The organism is Halobacillus sp. ABR2_026 (assembly GCF_056158545.1).
The window spans coordinates 3,033,065-3,058,451 of record NZ_JBSWTM010000001.1 but is presented as its reverse complement, the minus strand read 5'-3'; the positions used below and the strand labels follow the sequence as shown (position 1 = coordinate 3,058,451).

Here is a 25,387-nt window from a genome sequence, read left to right as displayed (position 1 = left end):
TTTTGTATAGTCAATGATTTGAAGTAGAAACTAATCGCAATCAGGCAGCTTTCTCCTTTACCGTATTAATGCGTTATTTTACTCTCATTTACAGGAGCATCCCCTAGTGTTATACTCCTTACGGTTTATAGAGAACGTTACATAGGGAGAGTCGAACACCATGATGATGATGGCTAAAAAATACCGGCGGGAACCGATGCCGCCTGTGCTTAGACAATCTTTGGATTATGGACTGGTTATTCTTGGATCTTTTTTTGTTGCCTTAGCGTTTAATCTGTTTTTGTTACCGAATAACATCGCCTCCGGAGGGGTGGCCGGTGTCAGTACAATTACAAAAGGAGTCTTCGGCTGGGAGCCTGGTCTCGTCCAGTGGATCTTGAACATTCCTCTGTTCATCATGGGCGTCGTCATTCTCGGCAAAAACTTCGGCCTGAAGTCTTTTGTGGGAACTGTGACCCTGCCTCTTTTTGTAATCTTGACGAGTGAGATGGCGCCAGCGACACCGAATCCTCTGCTCGGCGCTATATTTGGTGGCATGGGCGTCGGTCTCGGTCTTGGCATCGTTTTTAGAGGACGGGCTTCGACCGGTGGCATCGATTTGGCTGCACAGGTTTTACACAAGTTTACCCATCTGCCGCTCGGCGTGAGCGTGGCTTTACTAGACGGAATGATCGTCTTAACCTCAGCCATCGTGTTTTCTTTAGAGGAAGGACTGTATGCGCTCATTGGGTTATTTGCAACGAGCCGGACGATTGACTTTGTACAGGTCGGACTCAATACATCGAAAAACGTCATGATCATAACAGAAGATGTCGATGAGGTGCGATCCGCCATTTTTGAACAAATCGACCGTGGAGTGACGGTCTTGAGCGGTGCTGGTGGATATACCGATCGAGAACGCCGGGTCGTCATGTGTGTCGTTCAGCAGAATGAATTCATCAAATTGACACAAACCGTGAAAACAGTGGATCCCGGGGCTTTCGTGGTAGCCATGAACGCCACCGAAGTCCTCGGCGAGGGTTTCAAAACGACCTGACTCGGTTATAATATCTCTAGATGTCATCATATGACGAGAGGGGATACAGAAATGAAAAAACTATTATCTGCTCTATTTTTAGGGCTGATCCTCGTCTTGAGCGCCTGTGGGGGCGGCGGAGACGAAGGCGCGACCGACGACAGTGCAAACAACGATGAAACGAGCGAAGAACAAACCGACGAGGAATCTGGTGAAGGTACAGACGAAGGCACTTCTGACAGCGGTGATGAGGGAACAGTAGATACCGAAGCTGCTGAACAAGTTTTTCAAAACAACTGTGCCAAGTGTCACGGCGGGGACCTCGGCGGTGGAATGGGACCAGCTCTGACAGAAGTAGGTTCCAAGTATTCTGCGGATGAAATCGTAGATATTATTAAGAACGGAAAAGGTAGTATGCCAGCTCAGGGCAAAGTTTCTGATGAAGATGCTCAGTTGGTAGCAAGCTGGCTTGAAACAATGAAATAATGAGTTGGAAAAAGTCTGGTGCTCATGCCAGACTTTTTTTATTGGAAGGAATGCCGGAGGTTAGACATTACGAGATGATAAACAATTGTAATAATTTCTTGTCTAAAAAGATCGAAAATTAATGTTATAATAGACGTGTTTGTAGACAAGAAAGAAGACAACTGACTTAACATTATGAGAGATACAGGTGATGAACTATGATTCAAATGCAAGGCGTATATAAAACATACCCGAACGGTGTCACAGCCTTGAACGGATTGGATATCCGCATTGACCAGGGAGAATTCGTCTATGTGGTCGGACCGAGTGGTGCTGGTAAATCCACCTTCACTAAGCTGATCTATCGTGAAGAAAAGCCGACAACAGGGACTGTACTCGTAAATGATATCGATACTTCTACAATGAAACAGCGCCGCATCCCGATGCTGCGCCGTCAAATTGGAGTCGTTTATCAGGACTTCCGTCTATTGCCGACGCTGACGGTATATGAGAACGTCGCTTTCGCATTAGAAGTGATCGAGGAGAATACACAGAACATCCGCCGCCGCGTGATGGATGTGCTCGACCAAGTCCGTTTGAAGAACAAAGCCCGTTTCCTTCCAGATGAACTTTCCGGAGGCGAACAGCAGCGCGTGTCGATCGCCCGTGCGATCGTAAACCACCCGAAAGTGCTGATTGCTGACGAACCGACAGGTAACCTTGACCCTGAGACGTCTTGGGAGATCATGCATATCCTTGAAGAAATCAATGCTCAAGGGACAACCGTGTTGATGGCCACGCACAGTCAGGAAATCGTCAACACGATCCGTAAGCGTGTTATCGCGATCGAAGACGGGATGGTTGTCCGTGACCAAAGCAACGGAGAATACGGTTACGAAATGTAAAAGGTAAAGGCTGTCTCTGACTAGAGATGGTCTTTTTTCTTTACAAACGGGTGCACTGTTTGTGACGGGTTTTTGTACCTGGCACTGAATGATGGTTCACTGGTACCAGGTACAGGAATTGAAAATCCGGTACCTGGTACCTAAAACCAGTGGCCCGGTACCAGGTACGAAAAAATCAGTGACTGTACCTGGAACCAATAAGAAGGAACCAATAAGAAGAGCCCCCACCCACTCCAAAAACAGTGTTTCTCTTTTGAAAACCATAAACAGGTAGATAGATATGTAGGGATGTCCTATAATGAAATGGACATGCTCTACTTGTTCCTGGCATATGTTAACTCTAGAGCAATCGTTCATTTACGTTGAAGGCGCTTTTTTGCTAGGATAGAAGCAACATGAAATCCAAAATAGAAGGGTGAATGCGATGAATATAAAACCGCGTTACGTTGCGCTTTTGCTGGCGCTAGCGGTCCTATTTGGAGCGGCAGGCTCGTACATAGGAATAGAATACTTTGCTGACGGAACGAACGAGCAGTCGCAGTCCGATCAATATGCGGATAAAGATGCAGAGAACTTTGGAAGTCTGTCAGAAGAGGAACAGAAGGCATTCATACAAAGTATGTCAGGCAACACCGATCTTAAAAAGGTGGAGCAGGCATTCAGTACGATCAAAGAAAATTATGTAGAAGATGTTGATAAGAATACCCTTGTCGAAGGGGCAATCCAGGGGATGCTCGACACGCTTGAGGATCCATACAGTGTGTACATGGACCCTGAAACAATGGAGCAGTTCAACCAGACGATCGAATCTTCGTTCCAAGGGATCGGAGCCGAAGTGAGCATGGTCAATGACAAAGTGACGATCGTTGCTCCGATTAAAGGTTCACCGGCTGAAGAAGCGGGATTGAAGCCGAATGATCAAATTTTAAAAGTCGATGGCAATAGTGTTGAAGGTCTTGACCTATACGAAGCGGTTCTTAAGATCCGTGGGGAAAAAGGGACGGAAGTAACGCTGCAGATTGATCGTCCCGGCGTTACGGATCCGTTGAATATTAAGATCACCCGTGATGACATTCCTCTCGAAACGGTTTATACCGATACGAAAAAGGTGGACGGCAAGAATGTCGGTGTCATTGAAATCACTTCTTTCTCAGAGAAAACGTCTGATGAGTTCCATAAAGCGTTGGAGAAGCTTGAAGACGATGGAATGGACGGCCTTGTCATCGATGTTCGCGGCAACCCGGGCGGCTTGTTCACGGATGTGCGTGAGATTTTGAAAGAGTTTATCCCGAAAGATGAAACGCTCGTACAAGTCGAGGATCGTAACGGAGAGAAGACCCGTTACATGTCTGAAACCGGTGAGAAAAAACCGTATCCGATTACGGTACTGATGGATGAAGGAAGTGCTTCAGCTTCCGAAATATTAGCAGCAACGATGCAGGAAGCCGGCGGCTATGATCTGGTAGGTACGAAGAGTTTCGGTAAAGGGACTGTCCAGCAGGCACTGCCGATGGGCGATGGGAGTACTATCAAATTGACCTTGTATAAGTGGCTGACGCCTGAAGGCAATTGGATTCACGAAAAAGGCATTGAGCCGACGGTCGCTATCAAGCAGCCGGAATACTTTTACACGAATCCAGTGGAGATCGAAGAACCTCTACAGTATAACGACAATGATGAAAAAGTGAAAAATATCCAGATCATGCTCGATGGTCTCGGGCATGAACCTGGCCGAACGGACGGTTATTACAGCAAGGACACGGAAAAGGCTGTAAAAGCGTTCCAAAAGGATCAAGGCCTTGAAGCTACCGGTGTCGTGGATGAGAAGACCGGTGGAAAGCTTGAGGAAGCGATCATTCAGGAAGTAAGAGACAAGAGTAACGACGAACAAATGCAGAAAGCGGTCGAGGTCTTGTTTCAATAAGCAGGATTTTGACGTTGAATGACGAATTATATCCGTAGTCTGAGACTGCGGATTTTTTCGTTTTCAAATGGGACAACTCAGAGCGGCACGACTTGAAAGGAGAATCATGTTGGACGTTTGGTTGATGGCATTAGGCAAAGGTGCAGGGATGTTGTTCACCCTCCCCTTTTTATACATAGCTATAGGAATGATTTTCATATTATCTGGACAACGCATAAAAAAAGAACGGGCGGTGTTCGGAACTAGAATTTTTGATCGGTTCACCGAGTGGAAAGGCACTTGGGGGACAGCGCTCATTAGTGGTGCATTGCTGTCCGTCATCGCTGTTGCGGGCGGGATGGTGTTCAGTTATCCTCTTCTCTTTCTTATATCAGCGGTGCTGCTGCTGGCAAGTTTAAGCGGGCGTTTGAGTTGGTATTCTCCTGCCTATACACTAGGCGTGAGTTACCTCCTTCTGCTCGTCCTCCCTTATCTTCCGGAAGAGATCAGGACTCATAAATGGATTCTCATTCTTGAAGAGACACCCTTGAGCGTATTGCCGGTTGTCATGGGGGTTTTGTTCGTGACAGAGGCTGTTCTCATGCTTCGCAGCACTCCTTCCCATACCTATCCTGAACGGGTGAAGGGGTCACGGGGGATGTGGATCGGTCAACACCGGTCGCGAAAACTGGCGGTTGTCCCCTTCTTTGGGTTGCTTCCGGGGGGAATGCTGGAAGCTTTTGCGCCTTGGTGGCCGCTTCTCTCGATGGGAGAAGACTCGTATGCGCTTATTCTTATTCCATTCGTGACAGGATGGGAGTGGAAAGCCCGAGGACAGTCTCCGCTTGTGGCTGCCAAAACGATGGGGAGGCACGTATTTCTTTTGGCCATTGTTGTACTTGCCTTATCGATAGGGAGTTTGTTTTTTCCCGTGCTTTCGCTGGCTGCGATCATCGCAGGGCTTCTCGGGCGTGAATTTATCTTCATCCGTCATCGGGTGCGAGAAGATCGGTCGCCGTTCTTTTCTTCCGCTACGAGAGGGATTCGTATTCTAGGGGTGATCCCAGGCGGTCCCGCTGATCAGATGGGCCTTATCCCAGGGGAAGTCATTGAACAAGTGAACGCGATTCCTGTCCGGACAGAAAATCAGTTTTATGAAGCTCTTCAAAATTCAGGAGCATTTACAAAAATTGAAGTGCGTGATGAATGGGGAGAGAACCGGTATGTGCAGCGGGCCATGTACGAAGGGGAACATTATGAGCTCGGCTTAGTCTTTGTGGAACCTGCGACTCATGAGGCCTCTGTTGGAATCTTCTAGTGGTAACTTTCCAATCGTTCTGTTATAGATTGGTTTGATCGTGCTCTCTCACCTTCTCGTGATTGTGAGGAATAAGAAGGAGGTGGCGGAAGGGTGAAGTTCATCGAGGATGTAGCAGGCTCTCTCTATGATGTAGGGATGTTTCTATGCCGTTGTATCTGTTATATATTAACAGGAATGATCATAGTAGCGGTTCCTATGTACTTGATCGTCTGGATTATGCCATTCTTTCAATAAGCTTCTAGATAATATTCAGTAACCTGATCTTCCAAAAAGGAGAAGGGTTACTGATTTTTTATGCGATTTCACACTGAAGTGAAACTTCCTGGAGTCGCAGCCGTATAGAAAGGTACAGAAGTTTATGATGGTTATACATAGCTTTTTGAATCGCAGAGAAAGGATGATCGATATGAAACGAATCTTATTAATGATGACAATTCCGCTGTTATTAGCTGCATGCGGGTCAACTAGTGGACTGCAGTCTTTTGATCATAGCGAGCTTGATACGCAGAGAGAAGATGCAGCTTTTCAGCCTGAATTGCCGACAGAGCTTCCATTTGAGGTATCGAATGCTGAACTCACACTTCCACCTGAAGTTCAGCGACCGGCGAAAACATTGACGTTCGATTTTTACGGGGAAGAACAGGAACACCTGAGTCTGCTTACGGTCAATGGTGGCGACGTTTCCTCTACGTCTGGTCAAGAATATGAGGATGTGCAAATAGGGGAGAGCGATGGAGAATTTTTTGTGGATGAGGAAGATACGAAGACGTTGCGATGGAAGCAGGGAGAGGTTCAATACGTATTGAAATATCTTTCCGGCCAGTCCGAGACAGAAGTGACGAAAGAGCAGTTGATTAGTGTTTCGGAGTCATTTGAATAATGGTTGAGCTGAGAGGCTCACGAGCGATAAAAGGCAGCCACTTTCCTTTGGGGAAAATGGCTGCTGTTTTCTGTTTTATTGAATTCGTGGGGATTCTAAAATCTGCAGTTCCTGGTCGAGGCCCAGAATGACGGTATCAGCAGGTTGGAATAATCCGGTCTCCACAACTCCCACCATTTGTTTGAGGCCTGCGTGAAGCTGGTCTGGGTCAGGGATCATCGGAAATTGACAATCAAGGATATAGTTGCCGTTGTCTGAAATGAAAGGCTTGCCCTCTTTTTCACGTAAGGAAACGAGGGCTCCTTTTGCAGAAATTCCCTTAGCGGTCACTTCCCAGCCAAAGGGGAGGATTTCTACAGGCAGAGGACGTTTGCCAAGTTGGAACACCTTTTTGGAAGGGTCCGCAACGATGATCACCCGGCTGGAAGCTGTGTTGACAATCTTTTCCCTCACTAGAGACCCGCCGCCTCCTTTGAGGAGATGAAGATGATCATCCACTTCATCTGCCCCGTCAATGGCAAGGTCAAGTTCCTGAACCTCGTGGAAAGTAGTCAGGGGGATTCCGAATTCGTGTGCCCATCTCTCCGTCCGTTTGGAAGAAGGGATGCCTTTGACGTTCACCCCTTCTTCTATGAGCCGTCCTAACTTTTTGATTGCCCAGTACACGGTGGAGCCAGAACCCAGCCCAATGTTCATTCCATCCTCAATATAATCCACCGCTTTTTCGGCGGCTGCCTTCTTTCCGCGGTCACTGTCGGTCACCAGTTTTTCATAATCTGCTTGTTCGGACAATGGTATCCCTCCCTCTCTCAAAACTAGGCATGAACGACGTTTTTGTTTACTATATAGGTTGGTACGCGGCCGGATAAGGCATCAGCTACGTTTTGAGCTGTTTTCTGTTTCAATTCAAGCTCTGACTCTACGGAATAGTAGGCAGCGTGTGGGGTAAGGATGACATTTGGCATCGACAGCAGTGGGTTATCCTCGGCAATCGGCTCAGTTTCCAGGACATCGAGGCCGGCCCCTGCAATTTCCTTCGATTCCAGCGCCCGGATCAATGCTGCTTCATCAATGACACCTCCACGTGCTGTATTGATGATGTAGGCGGATTCTTTCATTGATTTGAACTGCTCGTCACTGACCATGCCTTTGGTATGTTCATTCAGCGGGGGATGAACAGAAATATAGTCGGAGGAAGCGCACAGTTCTTCCAAATCGACGAGTCTTACTCCGAGCTCTGCTGCTAATTCATTGGATACAAACGGATCATACGCAAGAATTTCTAACCCGAACGCTTTCGCTTTGGCGGCGAGCGCTTGCGGGATATTGCCTAACCCAATCAATCCAAGCGTCTGGCCACGGAGTCGGTATACAGGTTTTGCTAATTTAGAATCCCATGTGCCGTCTTGTACGGATTCATGAAGCTGAACGATTTTTCTTGAGCACGCGATCAGAAGGGAAAATGCGTGATTGGACACTTCATCCAAAGAGTAGTCCGTCACATTCGTCACCATGATGCCTTTTTCCGTAGCGGCTGGAACATCAATCGTATCGAACCCGACACCGTAACGGGCGACGATTTTGCAACGGTCCAGTTGATCGATCACGTTTTTCGTGATTGGAGCGTATTGACAAATGATACCGTCCACATCTTTAGCGGCTTCGATGACATCTTCTTCCGTACGGCACTGAGCGGTTATCATCTCTGCTCCTGCTTCCTCCAGCACTTTTCTTTCCGGTTCCAGTGTGCTGTACGTGTAATCAGCGATCAACACCTTGTATTTACTCATGGTCATCTCTCCTTATAGTATGTAGAATAGGAAGACTCTCGTTTGTGACAAGCTTCCTGAACAGCCTTCAATTGTAAGCGGATTCAAAAAAGAGTGAAATGGAAGCCTGAAGTTTTCCACAAACAAATGAGGGCTGATTAAATATTCAAAAAATACTTTCTTGTCGCTTATTATACATAAAATTTTTTTCTAGTAAAAGAAGAATGAATTGAAAATATTTTTATAGTAGGTTCATTACCACCCTGACGAATGGCGGGTGTTTCTCTTGGTAAAACATAGTAGAATAAAAACATCAGCAGATGAATTTACGATGCATCAGTCTTGTAGAAAGGAAGGTTCCATGACGGTCTTACACATATTGAACGGGGAAGAAATGCTGAACGTATTTAAACAGAACGGGTACCTTGAAAAAGGGGTGAAGGTCCCTTTCAATGAAGCGATGTGTGCAGGCAGTACAGATGAGAAGATTTTTTCGGAAGAGTTTATAGCACGGAGGGCCAAGGTACACGGGGTGACCAAGGAACAATACAGAGAGGTGACGGTGAAAAAATTGGAGCCGATCTTTGATCCGGAAATAGAGGCTCTTAAGTTATGGTTTGATGAGGATATGTTCTGTCAAATCAACCTTCTCACACTGCTCGCATGGCTGGATCAAATCGGATACGACAAAAAGGTGGAGCTGTGTCTCATATCGAGAACGTTTGAACCACTGACTACTTGCAGACTCGATGTAAGTGGTTATCATGCTTTGTATCGAATGGTTCTTTTGAATCGAGAGCGTCCAGCCTATGTATCTGTAAAATCTCTCCTTCGAGGGATTGAGTTGTATTTGCTATATCAATCAGGGGAAAACGAACTTGTGAGATACATTAGAGCTCATTCGGAAATACCGGAAGAAGAATTAGTAAGAAGGATGATTGGACGTTTTCAACAGTTTGGCCTTGGTGATCTTCAATACAGGCAGTTGATCAGGGAAGAACGACGCACCGGAAATTTTTCCTGAGCCTTCTGGCATCCTCGATGTGTTCTCCATTTATCCTGTTAGGCATACACTTTTCACAGGCCAATGATGAAAATGATTCTCAAATTCATTGACAGAGTGGAACCGAGCCCATAAACTAGGAATTAGAGAAAATATGTAGAATTCGTGATTTTCGTGTAGCTCCAACAGCGATAGATTTCGTGAGACATAAAGGAGAGGTCAGATTATGGATACCCTGTTGGCGAATAACTTAACTCTTGGCTATGGAGATTCCATCATCATAGATTCATTGGATATAACAATTCCTAAAGGAAAAGTTACTGTGCTTATCGGTGGAAACGGTTGCGGCAAATCTACTTTGCTCCGTTCGATGGCTCGTCTCTTACGTCCAAAATCCGGAGAAGTCGTACTGGATAGTTCGGACATTTCCAAGATGCGTACAAAAGATGTGGCGAAAAAGATGGCGATCCTTCCCCAAAGCCCGACAACACCTGAAGGTCTCAGCGTCTATCAGCTTGTGAAGCAGGGACGTTATCCTTATCAAGGTTTTGCCAAACGCTGGTCGGATGAAGATGAGCAGGCGGTCACACGCGCCCTTGAAGATACGAACCTGATGGAGTTGAAAGACAGGACCGTCGATTCTCTGTCCGGTGGTCAGCGTCAGCGTGCCTGGATTGCGATGACGCTCGCACAGAATACGGACATTATCCTCTTGGATGAACCGACGACGTATTTAGATATGACACACCAGATTGAAATTCTCGATCTGTTGTTTGATTTGAACCAGGATAATGGACGTACGGTCGTCATGGTCCTGCATGATATTAACTTAGCTTGCCGCTATGCGGATCATATCATCGCGGTAAAAGATAAAACGGTATTTGCTCAAGGAAAACCTGAAGAAGTCGTTACGTGTGATATGATGCATCATGTTTTTGAAATGATGTGTGATGTCAGGGAAGATCCGCTTTTTGGTACACCTATGTGTATCCCGCACGGGAAGGGACGCTGTTTAATTAAAGAAGCCCAGGCGGAAGCTCAAGTCCAGCAAAAACAAACCGTATGACTAAAAAAAGCAATGTGCAGAGCACATTGCTTTTTTTTATGGCTTCTAAAAGGTTGGTGGTATTACTAGAAATGAGACTCCGTTGTATGCTCTTCTCGGGGCTTGTTGTGAGCCTTTCTTGTCTGAGTAAATCGAGAAGATCTCTTTCATATTGAATCGTAAGTATCCGTCGCATAAATCATCACCCTAAACTCTGACCGCGAGTTTTTATAAGAATTAGAAAAGGGTTTTCTCTGCTATTGGTAGAAAGATACATAGAGAAGAGCGAATCAAACGTGATAACATAGGATACATGTGTAAATACAATGAATGATTGAGGGGATAATCCATGGAACGGGTGAAAGAATGGATGGACCAAGAGGTCATTGCAGGGATTGCCGAGCGCATCCCTCATGAACACTTGCTGCGTATGTTAATGGATGGAATATCCGACTATATCTTTTTTATGGAAGTCGTTGAAGAGAGACGCTTTAAATACGTTTATATGAACCATTCAGCTAAAAACCATTCCCCTATTAAAGGAGCAGAGTGGGAAGGCAGATACATAGAGGATTTATTAGGAAATACCCAGGCGGAGGATCTCATTGAAGCTTATCAGGCAGTGGTTGAAGAAAAAGAATCGTTGACCTATGAAGACGAGATTTCCGTAAATGGAAAACTGTTTCGAGGGCACACGGTCCTAACGCCGACATTGGACGAGTCTGGAGAAGTTACCCATATCATTGCCATCACTCGTAACATAACCGAAGTCATCGAAAAAGAGCGGGATCTCAGCCGTATCAATGCCATGTACCGTTCGTTGATGAAGGATACAACGGACGGCATATTGATTGTGGATAAAGAAGGGTGTGTTTTAGAAGCGAATCGTGCGCTGGAGGAATTGTACGGGTACTCAAAAGAAGATATGGTCATTTCTCCTTTTCCTTTTGTCCCTGCCAGTAGGAAAGGAGAAGCCGAAGAGCTGATTCGCAAAGGGGCGGAAAAAGCGATTCCCAGGTATGAAACCGTACATAAACGTAAAGATGGCACATTGGTAGACGTGTCCATCAGCTTATCGCCGATTCATAATGAAGCAGGTGAAATCATCGGGGTCAGTTCGATTGTGAGGGACGTATCGAAAGACAAGGCGGCCCAGCGTAAACTGGAAGGGAGCAGGTCCCGTTACCGCTCGTTGTTCAAGCATAATCCGCAGCCTATTTTGACACTAACCTTCCAAGGCGTTATCCAAAAGGTGAACAAGGCGACAGCAAAACTATTGAAAGTTGACGAAAATGACCTGGTCCAAACATCAATTATCGAATGGGTGCCCAGGGAGCAGAGATCCTGGCTCAGCCAACAGCTTCTGGAGTCATTTTTTCAAAAAGGGACCCGGTTTGAAACAAGTTTCTGGATGGACGGAGAAGAGCGCATTTTAAGAGTTTCCTTAGTGCCTATCATTAATGAGGGGAAGAAGGAAGGGCTGTACGCGATTCTTGAAGATCGTACCGAACAGGTGAAAGCGCATGAAGCCCTGCGGCAGAGTGAAGAAAAATTCCGCCTGATCGCCGATCATTCCAATGATTTGATTTCCGTCTTTTCACCGAATGGACATTTAGTTTATTCCTCGCCGTCCCACACGAAGTTTTTCGGTCGTGATCCGTTGGAAATGGAGCCGCACGACCTGATGGGAATGTTGGAACCTGAAGGACTTGAAAAGGTTTCGGGAGCCTTTCGCTGGAGCGGAAAAAGTAAAGAAGCGTTCACGGTGTCTCTTAAATTGACGAGTCAAAATGGGGAGCCGGTTTGGTTTGAATGCAGAGGAACACCTGTCATAGGTGAACAGAACCGGGTCAGCCACTTTGTCATAGTGGCGCGTGATATTTCAGAACAAAAGAATTACGAAGAGAAGCTGGAACGCTTTGCTTTTTATGACTATTTGACAGACCTGCCGAATCGCAGGTTGTTTGAAGACCGTGTCGAGCAGGCGATTACGAAGTCGGAACGTTCGGGTGATTCATTTGCTCTGCTTTATTTAGATGGAGATGGGTTCAAGCGCATCAATGATGAGTATGGTCATGAAATCGGTGATGAATTTCTATGCCACGTAGGGAAGCGTATGAAAGATTGCATTCGGGCGGGTGACTCTGTCGGGAGAATCGGCGGCGATGAATTCGCCATCCTCCTGGAAAACATCGGAGACCGTGATCAAATTTTTGAAGTAGCTATGCGGGCACTTGTAAAACTTCGACTGCCCTACTATGTCAAAAATGAAGTCATCCATTCTTCCTTTTCCATTGGTGCTGCTTGTTATCCGGAAGATGGCCGGACGTTGGATGATCTTTTCCGTTCGGCAGACCGTGCTCTTTATCAAGGGAAACGGGGAGGAAAAAACCAGGTGCGTTTTATATAAGCAAAGACGGAGCCCGGGGAGGCTCCGTCTTTTTACTCGGGGATTTCCTTGAGGTTATTGATGATATGTGTCGGCTGGACCCCAAGTTCCGGCCATTTTTGCTGTTTACGGTTCACCCATGCGGTATGGAACCCGTAGGAAGCGGCACCTGTAAGATCCCAAGGATTACTAGAGAAGAAGAGAATTTCTTCTTTTTCAAACCCTAATTGTTCCTGCGCATAGCTGTACGCATTCGGATGGGGTTTGTACACTTTCACATCATCAGCACTCAGTAACTGGAAGTCTCCCTGCAGTTGGTTATTCTTTAAAAGGGGCTCCAGCATAGAACGCGTGCCATTCGAAAAAATGGTGAACGTTTTATCCTGATGGTATGCTTTAAGTCCAGGAACTTCGTCGTAAGGATGAAGTTCTTCATATTCAGCCATCAATTCGTCGACAATTTCCGGTTTAATGTCCACGTCACTGTAGGCCAGGGCATCGAGCAGCGCCCAGCGGGTAATGTTGGTGAAAGGGGTGTAGCCGTCCACTAATTGTCGTACTAGAAAGTAATGGACCTGCCTGCTCCGCCATTCCGCACTGACCGAAGGGCCTTTGTCAGGAAAAAATTGATGAATTTTCTTCATGACGCTGTGGACATCAAACAGTGTGCCATAAGCGTCGAACACATAAGCTTTATAAGTCATAGTTAAAGACTCCTTTCCTTTGGATAAGTTTCCCCTTGGGTAAAAAGGATAAACAGGTGTTTAGGGGAGGAAAACAATGAACACACTACACCACGGCTATTGGACATTTTTTGCCGCAAGAAAACAGAAGTTTACCGGTTGGTTCATCTTCGGAAGTCTTGCCCCCGATCTTGTGTATTATGTCATGTTTATTTATTTGAGCATTAGCAGAAAGGCTTGGCAGGTGGCAGAGGACACAGAGCCGCTTCGTTCTCTTTTCCGACTGGTCCATGATCTTTTTGAACACCCCGTCGTCTTCATCCTCCGGCAAGCGGGTCATTCATTGTTCGTCTGGGGGTTGGCCTTTGTCATCCTTTTAGTATGGAAAGGGAAAAAGCTTACGTTATGGACGGCTTTTGCATACGGATGGCTGGGGCACGTCGTTCTTGATATTCTTACGCACCATGATGATGCTGTGCCGATGTTTTATCCGATCAGCAGCTATACGTTCCATAGTCCGATATCTTATTGGGACGATGACCATTATGCCGCCACCTTTTCCCTTGTAAATACAACACTCATTTTCGTCTCTCTCATGTATTTACTCATCAGCAGAATTAAGGAAAAGCGCCGTTCACAAAAAGTTCATGACTCATGACTGCGCTTTCCTTTCTCTATCATCTGAAATTCATGATATGATTTACGTAGAGAACAAACACTATATAAGAACTTCATGATTACAGAGAGAGAAAGGGTAAGACGATGAAGAAATTTTCAATTTTAACGACGTTCGTTACGTTTCTCGCACTGATCCTTGGTAATCTGGTCGTTGCGACTGATTCGGGGGATGCATGTGGGACGACGTGGCCGGTCTGTAATGGAAAGGTTTTTCCTGATATTACGGATTATCATGTCATCATAGAGTATTCGCACCGTTTGATGGTTCCCTTGCTGATCATGCTTACAGCCATTAATGCTGTTGGTGCGATTTATAAATACCGTCAACACAAATCCGTTTTTATTTTAGCAATTTTGAGCCTGGCACTGCTCGTTTTTCAATCCATGGTCGGAGGCTTGAACGTCCTGCTCGGAACACCACCGGGATTTACAACATTCGATGTTACGTTCAGTCAGCTTCTGTTGATTGTCCTTGTCCTGTTAAGTTACAGTCTCCATGAGAAAAAAATCGAGCTGAATCGAACGAGCTGGGCATCGGTTTCCATGAGTTACCGCGCTTTTCTACTTGGTTATATCGCGTATGTGGCTCAGGTCATTCTCGGCGCTTTCTTTAAGCACAGCCGAGCAAGCAATGTTATGCTGGACATCCCAGCTGTAGAATACTTGATTACTAGTGAATCTGTAGCGAACGCTGTATACTCCCTGCACTGGGTTGCTACCTTTGTTGTAATCGTTGCCGCGATCTGGTTCGTCATTTACGCTTCACGGTTCAAGTACCATATTACGTTGTCCTGGGCCTATTTGATTTCCCTGCTGTTGAATGCAGTCGTAGGATTTATCATTGTCGTTACCGGAAATGTTGTCCTCGCCTCATCAATGCACATGCTGCTCTCTACTGTGACCATGGTCATCGGCGCATGCATCCTGGGAGGATACTGGTTCAAATTACAAAAGAAAGCGATCAAAGCATAACAAAAAGGAAGCTGCCCATAGAAGGCAGCTTCCTTTTTTTGGTGAGAATGGAAAAATATGTATGACCTGGTCTGGAACTTTGTTCCAGACCAGGTCATACAGAAAATACCAATTAGTGGGTGAGAATAAAGAGCCGTGGAGTACGGCTCTTTATTGGAATAGCTGTTTGATTTCTTCTTCGCTTAGGGAGGTGAGCATGGATTCGCCTGGCTGGATGATTTGGTCGACAAGGTCGCGTTTCTTTTGTTGAAGCTGGTAAATGCGTTCTTCTATCGTACCTTCGGAGATCATCCGGATGACCTGAACGACTTTTTCCTGGCCGATTCTGTGCGCGCGGCCGGCTGCTTGTTCTTCAATCGCTGGATTCCACCAGAGGTCGTAGAGAATGACGGTATCTGCCCCTGTCAAGTTCAGCCCTGTTCCGCCGGCTTTGAGGGAGATGAAGAAAGCATCCTTTTCGCCTTGGTTGAAAGCTTCCACCATTTCCATACGTTTTTCGGATGGCGTGCTGCCATCTAAATAGAACGACTCCAATCCTTCCTTGGCAAGCTCGTCATGCATCAAGGTGAGCATGCTTGAGAATTGGGAAAAGATCAACATCCGGTTGCCGCTTTCCTTCAGCTCTCTGGTCAGTTCTCTTAATTGCTCGAGCTTTCCAGATTGTCCTTCGTAATTTTCGAGGAACAATGCCGGGTGGCAGCAAATCTGCCGTAATCTTGTAAGGCCCGCCAGAATTTCAAGTTTCCCTCGTTGAATTCCTTTTGTAGCAATCGTTTTCTGAATATCGTTCTGTATGCGTTCCAGGTATGCGAGGTAGACCTCTTTCTGGTCTCGCGTCAACTCTGAATATTGGACGGTATCAATTTTATCCGGCAGTTCGTCGAGTACTTCTGTTTTCATCCTTCGTAAGATGAAGGGACGTGTCATGAGGGAGATTTTCTCCGGTTTCAATTGTAAAAACTTTTTCTTACTCGTGAAGAACCCCGGCATGATGGCACGGAATAATGACCACAGCTCTTGTAAAGAGTTTTCAATCGGTGTGCCGCTTAAGGCAAAGCGGTATCTTGATTTGATGGCTCTGACTGCGACAGCTGTTTTGGTGGTCTCATTTTTAATTGCCTGCGACTCATCCAGAACCATAGCATGAAATGACTGTTCTTCATAGGAGGCGATATCCTGCCTGAGCAATGGGTAGGACGTGATCCATATATCTTTCTGCTTCGCTCCAGCCAAGGCTTCCTGTCTTGTTAATGGATCTCCTGTAAGTATCTGTACAGATAATGGAGGAGCAAACTTTTCAATTTCTTTTTTCCAATTGTAGACAAGGGAAGCGGGAGCGATAATGATTGCTGGGTCCTTCATATGCCCGTTGATTTTCTCATCCAATAAGAAAGTGATCGTTTGAATGGTCTTTCCGAGCCCCATATCATCAGCCAACACACCGCCTAAACCGTAATGGCTCAGCATCTTCATCCATCTGAAACCTGTCAATTGGTAAGGACGTAGATCGGCTTGCAGTCCTTCCGGTGGGTCAATTTCAAAAGAGTGGGGCGATTTCAGTCGGTCGACAAGCTCTTGGAACAGTTGATTCCTTTCCGCTTCCTTCGGACCGAGTGCATCTTCCACTTGCAGGCTTCGTGCAGTCGAGACTTGGAAATGGTTGTCTTCTAAATCCTTCGTGCTTAGATCCAGGTCCTCCACCAGTCTTTGAAAACGTTCAAACGAGTCATTCGTCAACGACATAAGAGCTCCGTCCGACAAGCGATAGTATTTTTTTCGTTCGATGACAGCCTTGAGAGCTTCGGTCACATCGTCATCACTAATGCCTTCAATCGTGAAATTAATATCCAGCCAATTGCCCTCATTCTCCAGTTCAACGGACGCTTCCAGCTCATGCTGATGATCGTTCACGAGAGAACGGACCGAAGAGGATAGATAAACTTCGCTATGTTCTTTCAATTTCGGCAGGTAATGATAAAGGAAATGATCCAACTGATCTTCATCTTCAATGTAGACCATCTCTCCATCAAATTTAAATTCAGCAAGTTCAATGATCTGCATAATTTCCTGCTCAGTCTGTCGATCACGTCTGACGATCGTTTGGTTGGCTGATTTCTTTTCATTAAAAGGATCTATAGTTAAATCACCATAGTGGAACTTCACATCAATGGTGAGTGTCCATTGTTGGAAGTCCAGATAAGTCTCAGCTGATAGTGACTCTTGTACGATCTTTTCCTGTGCGGATCGGTCGAGTTGAACATTCGCGATCGTTTCCAGTTCAGGAAGCACGTATGAGACAATCCCCTCCATATCGTGATGACTGACAGTATGGTTTCCGTTCGAATTGTAAGGAAGTATCGTGTATAACGTCCGAATAACCTCTTCTTTTTCAGCATCGACAGGATAAAAAATTCCATTTTTATAAAGAAGGTGATAGTCCGTCAAGTAATCATAATCTTTCAAATGGTTCATGTGCATATGAAAATGTCCGCGTTCTTCGGACACATAGAAAGATAGGTCAGGAAACGCCTCTTCGTAACGGACCGGTCCTACGTTATCCCCTCGTTCCACGACATCTGTCTGCTGCTGTTCCAATAGAGGAAGCAGCTGGGAGGCAAGGGCAGGTGGTACGCGAAGCACTTTGGATTCTGTTGTGTTCCATTGCTGTTCATAAAACTGTTCCTGTTCATAAGCAAGTTGTAACAGTCTTAAGATTTCCCTGTCTTCTGCGGTAAACGTATGTTCAGCAGGGTCAAACGTAAATTTCTTTGTGATCCGGTAGGCCTGATCTTTCCTCATATGATCAAGCAGGTCGCGGATATTCTTAATGACATAAGGATAATTTTCACCAAGCTTCATCTCAAGGCCGAGGCTTTTCGTTCCCAGGATAGACTGCAGATGAAGGTAATAGTGAATTTGAAGAGGTTTCTTCAAATCCTGGCCGCCTTTATTTTCCTGACGCTGTCGGAAAGCCTCGAACAGGCTGACGGCGAACATCCGGTCTTGGTTCGACATACTGGTTTGAGCTTTCCGGCCTTTTTCGGCCAACTTCGGGGCAAGGTCTTCAAGAGTCTTTTCCCGGATGGCGATCAGTACGGCTGCTATGTGCTTACACGTGTAGTAGGTCGCATAAGCCTGACATTCGCACGTAGCTTCCACATCCTCATCCTCAAAAAAGAAGACACGGACTTCGTAGTCGTGAGTGCCGGCAACGACTGCCCGCCAGGAACGGATCGCACTATTATGAGAAAGCCCGTACACTTTCCCGCGATCAAAATATTGTTTTCCGCGCGTGTAAAAAGCCGGTCCGGTGATTTTCTTTATATCGTTCGGTTGTAATAAGTAACTCTGCATAACTGGCATCCTTACTATCGTTTTTATCCCTATTATAACAGGTTTGAAAACCCAAAGAGAATGAGAGGGGTTGGGAAGAATTGTGTGACCAGGTCATCCATATTCTGGATGACCTGGTACACCAATATTTGTAAGCTCTTTGTTTTTGTGATTGATTTTACATGTGGGGTATGCTACCTTTCAAAGTATAATAAAAAAATTCGACGAAGGCGCTTAAGTGTGTGAGCGCTTTTTTTTATGGAGTGAATCTGCCGATGTAAAACGTATATCCTACCCCGCCTACTGAATTGAAATAATGAATAAACGGAGGATATCACGATGAGTCAAATACAAGAAGAAATGAAAAAACGCCGTACGTTTGCTATTATCTCCCACCCGGACGCAGGTAAAACAACGATGACGGAGAAAATGCTATTATTCGGTAACCTGATCCGATCAGCTGGTACGGTCAAAGGGAAAAAGTCAGGAAAGTTTGCGACGTCCGACTGGATGGAAATCGAAAAGCAGCGTGGGATTTCCGTTACATCCAGTGTGATGAACTTCCCTTATAAAGATTATCAAGTAAATATTCTCGATACACCCGGCCACGAAGATTTCAGTGAGGACACCTACCGTACATTGACGGCTGTGGACAGTGTGGTCATGGTCATTGATGGAACGAAAGGTATTGAAGCGCAGACGCTGAAACTTTTCAAAGTTTGTAAAATGCGTGGGATTCCGATCTTCACATTCATTAACAAAATGGACCGTGAAGGTCGTGAACCATTGGAATTGATGGAAGAGATCGAAGAAACGTTGAATATCGAAACCTATCCTATGACTTGGCCGGCTGGAATGGGCAAGCGCTTCTTAGGCGTTTTCGACCGTGAAAATGAGCAATTTGTTCAATACACAGGAAACGAGGAAGAAGAATACATTCCATACAGCGAACTTGACCAGCATCCTGAATTAACGGAAAATGCCACCTTCCAGGAAGCGGAGGAAGAAATGGAAATGGTAGCAGAAGCCGGTGATACGTTTGATATGGAGAAAGTTATGCGTGGGGACCAGACGCCTGTATTCTTCGGTAGTGCGCTCGCTCCTTTCGGGGTGGAAACGTTCTTTAATTCATTCATTGACATGGCTCCTGAACCGGCATCGAGAAAATCGACCGAAGGCATTGTGTCTCCGGATCATGAAGAATTCTCTGGCTTCATTTTCAAAATCCAGGCCAACATGAACCCTCAGCACCGAGACCGGATTGCTTTCGTCAGAATATGCTCCGGAAAATTTGAGCGTGGCATGAACGTGACGCTTTCTCGAACAGGGAAAACGTTCAAACTTGCTCAATCCCAGCAGTTTGTGGCCTCATCGCGAGGTACTGTCGAAGAAGGCTATGCAGGAGACATCATCGGAATTTATGATCCAAACGTTTATCGGATCGGGGATACGATTGTGACCGGAAAATCCAAGTTCGAATATGATGAGCTTCCGCAATTCCCGCCTGAATTGTTTAAGAAAGTGACGGCTAAGAACGTCATGAAAGCGAAGCAGTTCCGTAAAGGTTTGGAACAGCTGGTGCAGGAAGGCGCGATCCAGTTGTTTAAACGTTATCGTTTTGAGGACTATATCATTGGAGCTGTTGGTGAGCTTCAATATGAAGTGTTTGAATACCGGATGAAAAACGAATACAACGTGGATATTGAATTGACACCACTTGGTGAGCGGATTCCACGCTGGTTAAAGGAAGACCAGGTGGATGAGTCGTTGTTTGATGAGCGGAACATGCTTGCTGAAGATCGGGAAGGTAACCCGCTTGTCCTCTTTAAGAACGACTTCTCTCTCCGATGGTTCAAAGACAAGAACCCTGACATCGAACTTACCGATCTGTTTGAAGTCAATGAATACAACCAAACATTGAATTCCTAAACAAAAAAGCACTTTGCTACCCGCAAAGTGCTTTTTTCTATGAGTCTGAATGGAATAAACTGGATGACCTGGTGTGGAATAAAATTCCACACCAGGTCATCCATGAATTTACAGAAAAACACGGATGCGAATGTTTGTTCGTTTGATGTTAGAATGGTAAACTGTTGTGGTAAACTAAAAAGTACGAGTATAGACAATGAACGGAGGTTTTCGTCGTGGAGGAGAAGTTTGAATTAGTTTCACAGTTTTCACCTCAAGGAGATCAGCCGAGGGCGATCGAAGAGCTTGTCCAGGGGATCGAACGAGGAGACAAACATCAGACATTGCTTGGGGCAACGGGTACTGGGAAGACATTTACGATGTCCAATGTGATCGAGCGTGTAAATAAACCGACACTGATAATCGCCCACAATAAAACACTGGCCGGACAGTTGTACAGCGAGTTCAAAGAGTTCTTTCCGAACAATGCTGTCGAGTATTTCGTCAGTTATTATGACTATTATCAGCCGGAAGCATATGTACCGTCTTCGGATACGTTTATAGAAAAAGACGCAAGCATCAACGATGAGATCGATAAATTACGTCACTCCGCTACATCTGCTCTCTTCGAGCGTAACGATGTCATTATCGTAGCGAGTGTTTCCTGTATTTATGGTCTCGGTTCTCCCGACGAATACCGCAGTCAGGTTCTTTCTATTAGAACAGGAATGGAGAAAGACCGTGATGAATTGCTGAGAAATCTTGTCGATATCCAATATGCGAGAAACGACATTGACTTCCAGCGCGGAACATTCCGGGTCCGTGGAGATTCTGTAGAAATCATCCCGGCTTCACGGGAAGAACATGCGATGCGTGTGGAATTTTTCGGGGATGAAATTGACCGGATTCGGGAAGTGGATGTACTAACAGGTGAAGTTGTCGGAGATCGGGATCACGTCGCCATATTCCCGGCCTCTCACTTCGTTACACGTGAAGAAAAGCTTAAAAAAGCTATAAAAAATATAGAAAAAGAATTGGAAGTCCGATTGAAAGAGCTGAGGGATCAGAATAAACTACTGGAAGCCCAGCGTCTGGAACAACGAACGAATTACGACTTGGAAATGATGAACGAAATGGGCTTCTGTTCCGGAATTGAAAACTATTCGAGACATCTCACATTCAGGGAAGAGGGAGCGACTCCTTATACGCTGCTTGATTATTTTCCGGATGATTTTCTCATGATGGTGGACGAGTCTCACGTTACTCTTCCTCAAGTCCGGGGAATGTACAACGGGGACCGTGCACGAAAGCAAGTATTGGTGGACCATGGTTTCCGCTTGCCGTCAGCCATGGACAACCGCCCGCTCATGTTCCCTGAATTTGAAAAGCATATCAATCAGATCGCTTATGTTTCGGCAACCCCGGGACCTTATGAAATTGAACATACTCCGAAAATGGTTGAGCAGATCATCCGTCCAACTGGATTGCTTGATCCGGAAATTGACGTTCGTCCGATCCATGGTCAAATCGATGATCTTGTCGGAGAAATCAATAAACGGAAAGATAGAAACGAACGTGTCCTCGTAACGACATTAACGAAAAAAATGTCGGAGGATCTCACTGATTATTTGAAAGACTTAGGAATGAAAGTCGCCTACCTGCATTCGGAAATTAAGACACTGGAGCGTATTGAAATCATTCGCGACCTCAGAGTCGGAAAATACGATGTCATTGTCGGAATCAACTTGCTTCGTGAAGGGCTGGACATTCCGGAAGTTTCACTTGTTACCATACTGGATGCGGATAAGGAAGGGTTCTTACGTTCCGACCGTTCTCTTATTCAAACGATCGGACGAGCCGCACGTAATGAGAACGGCCGGGTCATCATGTATGCTGATAAAATGACGAAATCAATGCAGTTTGCCATCGATGAAACCTACAGACGTCGTGAAAAACAGATCGCATATAATGAAGAGCACGGCATCACGCCGCAAACCATTAGAAAAGAAGTACGTGACGTTATTAAAGCTACGAATGTTGCGGAAGAGGAAGCCGGTTATGATACAGGCAAGAAACCTTCAGAAATGACGAAGAAAGAACGTCAGGAATTGATCGACAATATGGAAACGGAAATGAAACAAGCCGCACGCGACCTCGATTTCGAACGGGCAGCCGAACTGCGTGATGTGCTGTTGGAATTAAAAGCGGAGGGATGAGAAGAGTATGGCCAGTAAACATATTAGTATCAGAGGAGCCAGGGCTCACAATTTAAAAAATATCGATATCGACATCCCGAAGAATAAACTGGTCGTCATGACCGGTTTGTCAGGTTCCGGGAAGTCTTCTTTAGCTTTTGACACCATATACGCGGAAGGACAGCGACGGTATGTCGAATCACTAAGTGCCTATGCTCGGCAGTTTTTAGGGCAGATGGACAAGCCAGACGTAGACTCTATCGAAGGTTTATCCCCGGCGATCTCCATTGATCAGAAAACAACCAGCCGGAACCCGCGATCCACGGTAGGGACAGTCACCGAAATTTACGATTACCTGCGGCTGTTGTATGCACGGATCGGGCGCCCTACGTGTCCGAAACACGGGGTGGAAATCAGCTCTCAGACCGTGCAGCAAATGGTGGACCGTGTGATGGAATATCCGGAGAGGACAAAACTCCAAATTCTTGCTCCTGTCGTTTCAGGCAGAAAAGGAGAACACGCCAAAGTCTTTGACCAACTCCAAAAAGAAGGATATATTCGTCTGCGTGTTGACGGGGAAATGCGCGAAATTTCCGAGGAAATAAATCTTGATAAAAATAAAAAGCACTCGATTGAAGTCGTAATCGACCGAATTGTCGTGAAAGAAGGGGTGGAAGGCCGCCTTTCGGATTCAATCGAAACAGCCCTGAAATTGGGCGGAGGTCATACAATTGTCGATGTAATCGGGGAAGAGGAGCTGATGTTCAGTGAACACCATGCTTGTCCGATCTGCGGATTTTCCGTCAGTGAATTGGAACCAAGGATGTTCTCCTTTAACAGCCCATACGGAGCATGTAATCGTTGCGATGGACTAGGGACGCAGCTGGAAGTCGATATCGACCTTGTGATTCCGGATTGGGGGCGTTCATTAAATGAACATGCCATCGCTGCCTGGGAACCGCAAAGCTCTCAATACTATCCTCAGCTGCTTAAGAGCGTCGCCGATCATTACGGAATCGATATGAACCAACCGTTCCGTGATCTTCCTGAGGAACATAAAGAAAAGGTGTTGTATGGAAGCGGTGAGGATAAGATCTACTTCCGTTATGAGAATGATTTTGGTAAAGTCCGTGAAAACGAGATTTTCTTTGAAGGAGTCATTCCGAACATCTCCCGCCGTTACCGGGAGACGAGCTCGGATTATATCCGGGAACAAATGGAAAAGTATATGGCACAAAAACCTTGTCCGAAATGTAAAGGAAACCGTTTGAATGAGGAAGCTTTAGCGGTGCTCATCAACGGAAAGCATATTGGGATCACTACAGATTATTCTGTTACAGAAGCTAAAGAGTTTTTCGAAGCGCTCGAGCTTACGGAGAAGGAAGAAACGATTGCCCGCATGATCCTTAAAGAGATTTGCGAGCGGTTAAGTTTCTTAGCGAATGTGGGTCTGGACTATCTGACACTTTCGCGCTCGGCAGGAACTTTGTCAGGCGGGGAGGCGCAGCGTATTCGTCTCGCCACCCAAATCGGTTCTGCTTTGACCGGGGTTTTGTACGTCCTGGACGAACCATCCATTGGTTTACACCAAAGGGATAATGACCGGTTGATCAATACGTTGAAGCGGATGCGGGATTTGGATAACACACTCATCGTCGTTGAACATGACGAAGATACGATGCTCGCAGCCGACTATTTAATCGATATCGGGCCGGGCGCTGGTGCTCACGGGGGAGATATCGTCACCCAAGGGACGCCAAAGCAGGTGATGAAGAGTCGAAAATCACTAACGGGGCAGTATCTGTCCGGCAAAAAATTCATTCCACTCCCGTCTGAACGAAGAAAAACAGATGGCCGCGCTTTAAAAATCAAAGGGGCGGAAGAGAACAATTTGAAGAAAGTGGATGCGGAAATTCCGCTCGGATTGTTTACAGCGGTCACTGGGGTTTCCGGTTCCGGAAAGAGTACGCTTATTAATGAGATCCTCTATAAATCTCTTTCTATGAAGCTTCACAACGGGAAACAAAAACCAGGAAAGCACAAAACCATCGAAGGAATCGAACATTTGGATAAAGTGATCGATATCGACCAGTCACCGATTGGGCGTACGCCGCGGTCCAATCCCGCCACTTATACGGGTGTGTTTGATGACATCCGGGATGTTTTTGCTCAGACTAACGAAGCGAAAATCAGAGGGTATAAAAAAGGCAGGTTCAGTTTCAACGTGAAAGGTGGTCGTTGTGAAGCCTGCCGTGGAGATGGCATCATTAAAATTGAAATGCACTTCCTGCCCGATGTATATGTTCCATGTGAAGTTTGTGATGGGAAACGGTACAACCGCGAAACGTTGGAAGTGAAATATAAAGGTAAGAGTATAGCTGAGGTGTTAGGAATGACCATCGAAGAAGCTCTCGACTTTTTTGCCAACATTCCTAAGATCAAACGTAAGCTCCAAACCGTTGCTGATGTAGGTCTTGAATATATTAAACTCGGTCAGCCTGCCACTACGCTGTCAGGCGGGGAAGCTCAACGGGTGAAGCTGGCAAGTGAACTTCACCGTCGTTCCAATGGGAAGTCGTTCTACATTCTAGATGAGCCGACCACTGGTCTGCACGTCGATGATATCTCCCGCTTGTTGAAAGTCCTGCAAAGGCTTGTCGACAACGGTGATTCAGTATTGATCATTGAGCATAACCTTGATGTTATTAAAGAAGCTGATCATATCATCGACCTCGGCCCGGAAGGTGGAGACGGCGGAGGACGGATCATTGCGAGCGGAACCCCTGAGCACGTTTCAGAACAGAAAGTTTCTTATACAGGGCACTATTTGAAACCGATTTTGGAGCGGGACAGAGCCCGCATGGAAAAGCAAATGGACGCCCGTGAAAAAGTAGGGAATAAGTAGATGTTTTGACGCTTGCCT

Annotated in this window: 19 protein-coding genes; 15 read left to right on the top strand and 4 right to left on the bottom strand. The window is 45.9% G+C overall.

The features are described from left to right. Positions 1-196 precede the first annotated feature (196 nt). The 7 genes from ACXADE_RS15850 to ACXADE_RS15820 all read left to right on the top strand — a co-directional run bounded on the left by ACXADE_RS15850 (position 197) and on the right by ACXADE_RS15820 (position 6,489). Positions 197-1,036 (top strand): YitT family protein, encoded by an 840-nt coding sequence (locus tag ACXADE_RS15850; protein WP_474982247.1) that lies wholly within the window; start codon positions 197-199, stop codon positions 1,034-1,036. Positions 1,037-1,087: 51 nt separating this feature from the next. Beyond that, positions 1,088-1,501, top strand: a complete 414-nt coding sequence (locus tag ACXADE_RS15845; protein WP_474981399.1) for a c-type cytochrome — start codon at positions 1,088-1,090, stop codon at positions 1,499-1,501. 197 nt (positions 1,502-1,698) lie between these two features. Next, a complete protein-coding gene (ftsE, locus tag ACXADE_RS15840; protein ID WP_474981398.1) occupies positions 1,699-2,385 on the top strand; it encodes a cell division ATP-binding protein FtsE in 687 nt (228 codons plus the stop codon). A gap of 424 nt (positions 2,386-2,809) precedes the next feature. Next, entirely contained in the window at positions 2,810-4,309 is a 1,500-nt protein-coding gene (locus ACXADE_RS15835; RefSeq protein ID WP_474981397.1) for a S41 family peptidase, read from the top strand. A 109-nt stretch (positions 4,310-4,418) separates the two neighbouring features. Further along, a complete protein-coding gene (locus ACXADE_RS15830; RefSeq protein WP_474981396.1) occupies positions 4,419-5,606 on the top strand; it encodes a PDZ domain-containing protein in 1,188 nt (395 codons plus the stop codon). Positions 5,607-5,699: 93 nt separating this feature from the next. Next, positions 5,700-5,843: a hypothetical protein gene (locus tag ACXADE_RS15825; protein ID WP_474981395.1), complete on the top strand. Its 144-nt coding sequence runs from the start codon at positions 5,700-5,702 to the stop codon at positions 5,841-5,843. 172 nt (positions 5,844-6,015) lie between these two features. Next, on the top strand, positions 6,016-6,489 hold the full coding sequence (locus tag ACXADE_RS15820) for a DUF4367 domain-containing protein (protein WP_474981394.1): 474 nt from the start codon (positions 6,016-6,018) through the stop codon (positions 6,487-6,489). A gap of 75 nt (positions 6,490-6,564) precedes the next feature. Here the strand turns inward: ACXADE_RS15820 and rpiA are convergent, their stop codons facing one another. Then, positions 6,565-7,281 (bottom strand): ribose-5-phosphate isomerase RpiA, encoded by a 717-nt coding sequence (gene rpiA / locus ACXADE_RS15815; RefSeq protein WP_474981393.1) that lies wholly within the window; start codon positions 7,279-7,281, stop codon positions 6,565-6,567. Between the two features lie 23 nt (positions 7,282-7,304). Then, on the bottom strand, positions 7,305-8,279 hold the full coding sequence (locus ACXADE_RS15810) for a C-terminal binding protein (RefSeq protein ID WP_474981392.1): 975 nt from the start codon (positions 8,277-8,279) through the stop codon (positions 7,305-7,307). 340 nt (positions 8,280-8,619) lie between these two features. Here ACXADE_RS15810 and ACXADE_RS15805 point away from each other — a divergent pair, with 340 nt between their 5' ends. The 3 genes from ACXADE_RS15805 to ACXADE_RS15795 all read left to right on the top strand — a co-directional run bounded on the left by ACXADE_RS15805 (position 8,620) and on the right by ACXADE_RS15795 (position 12,716). Continuing rightward, positions 8,620-9,282 carry a hypothetical protein gene (locus tag ACXADE_RS15805; protein WP_474981391.1) on the top strand — a complete coding sequence of 221 codons (663 nt, stop codon included), beginning with the start codon at positions 8,620-8,622 and terminating at the stop codon, positions 9,280-9,282. A 205-nt stretch (positions 9,283-9,487) separates the two neighbouring features. Then, complete coding sequence (locus ACXADE_RS15800) at positions 9,488-10,327, top strand: ABC transporter ATP-binding protein (RefSeq protein ID WP_474981390.1); 840 nt, start codon at positions 9,488-9,490, stop codon at positions 10,325-10,327. Positions 10,328-10,655: 328 nt separating this feature from the next. After that, positions 10,656-12,716 carry a sensor domain-containing protein gene (locus ACXADE_RS15795; protein WP_474981389.1) on the top strand — a complete coding sequence of 687 codons (2,061 nt, stop codon included), beginning with the start codon at positions 10,656-10,658 and terminating at the stop codon, positions 12,714-12,716. Between the two features lie 32 nt (positions 12,717-12,748). Here the strand turns inward: ACXADE_RS15795 and ACXADE_RS15790 are convergent, their stop codons facing one another. After that, positions 12,749-13,399, bottom strand: a complete 651-nt coding sequence (locus ACXADE_RS15790; RefSeq protein WP_474981388.1) for a haloacid dehalogenase type II — start codon at positions 13,397-13,399, stop codon at positions 12,749-12,751. A gap of 76 nt (positions 13,400-13,475) precedes the next feature. Here ACXADE_RS15790 and ACXADE_RS15785 point away from each other — a divergent pair, with 76 nt between their 5' ends. Together ACXADE_RS15785 and ACXADE_RS15780 are read left to right on the top strand one after the other, a co-directional pair. Next, complete coding sequence (locus ACXADE_RS15785) at positions 13,476-14,036, top strand: metal-dependent hydrolase (protein WP_474981387.1); 561 nt, start codon at positions 13,476-13,478, stop codon at positions 14,034-14,036. Between the two features lie 104 nt (positions 14,037-14,140). Beyond that, positions 14,141-15,028, top strand: coding sequence for a COX15/CtaA family protein (locus ACXADE_RS15780; RefSeq protein WP_474981386.1), 888 nt, complete (start codon positions 14,141-14,143; stop codon positions 15,026-15,028). Between the two features lie 150 nt (positions 15,029-15,178). Here ACXADE_RS15780 and ACXADE_RS15775 read toward each other — a convergent pair whose 3' ends face one another. Further along, the gene (locus tag ACXADE_RS15775; protein WP_474981385.1) at positions 15,179-18,382 is read right to left on the bottom strand and encodes a DEAD/DEAH box helicase; all 3,204 of its coding nucleotides are present in this window, start codon (positions 18,380-18,382) and stop codon (positions 15,179-15,181) included. Positions 18,383-18,700: 318 nt separating this feature from the next. On the opposite strand from ACXADE_RS15775, the gene ACXADE_RS15770 reads away from it, so the two are divergent. From ACXADE_RS15770 to uvrA, 3 genes are all read left to right on the top strand, one after another. Beyond that, positions 18,701-20,290 carry a peptide chain release factor 3 gene (locus tag ACXADE_RS15770; RefSeq protein ID WP_474981384.1) on the top strand — a complete coding sequence of 530 codons (1,590 nt, stop codon included), beginning with the start codon at positions 18,701-18,703 and terminating at the stop codon, positions 20,288-20,290. Between the two features lie 215 nt (positions 20,291-20,505). Beyond that, complete coding sequence (gene uvrB / locus ACXADE_RS15765) at positions 20,506-22,485, top strand: excinuclease ABC subunit UvrB (protein ID WP_474981383.1); 1,980 nt, start codon at positions 20,506-20,508, stop codon at positions 22,483-22,485. A 7-nt stretch (positions 22,486-22,492) separates the two neighbouring features. After that, complete coding sequence (uvrA, locus tag ACXADE_RS15760) at positions 22,493-25,369, top strand: excinuclease ABC subunit UvrA (protein WP_474981382.1); 2,877 nt, start codon at positions 22,493-22,495, stop codon at positions 25,367-25,369. Positions 25,370-25,387 lie beyond the last annotated feature (18 nt).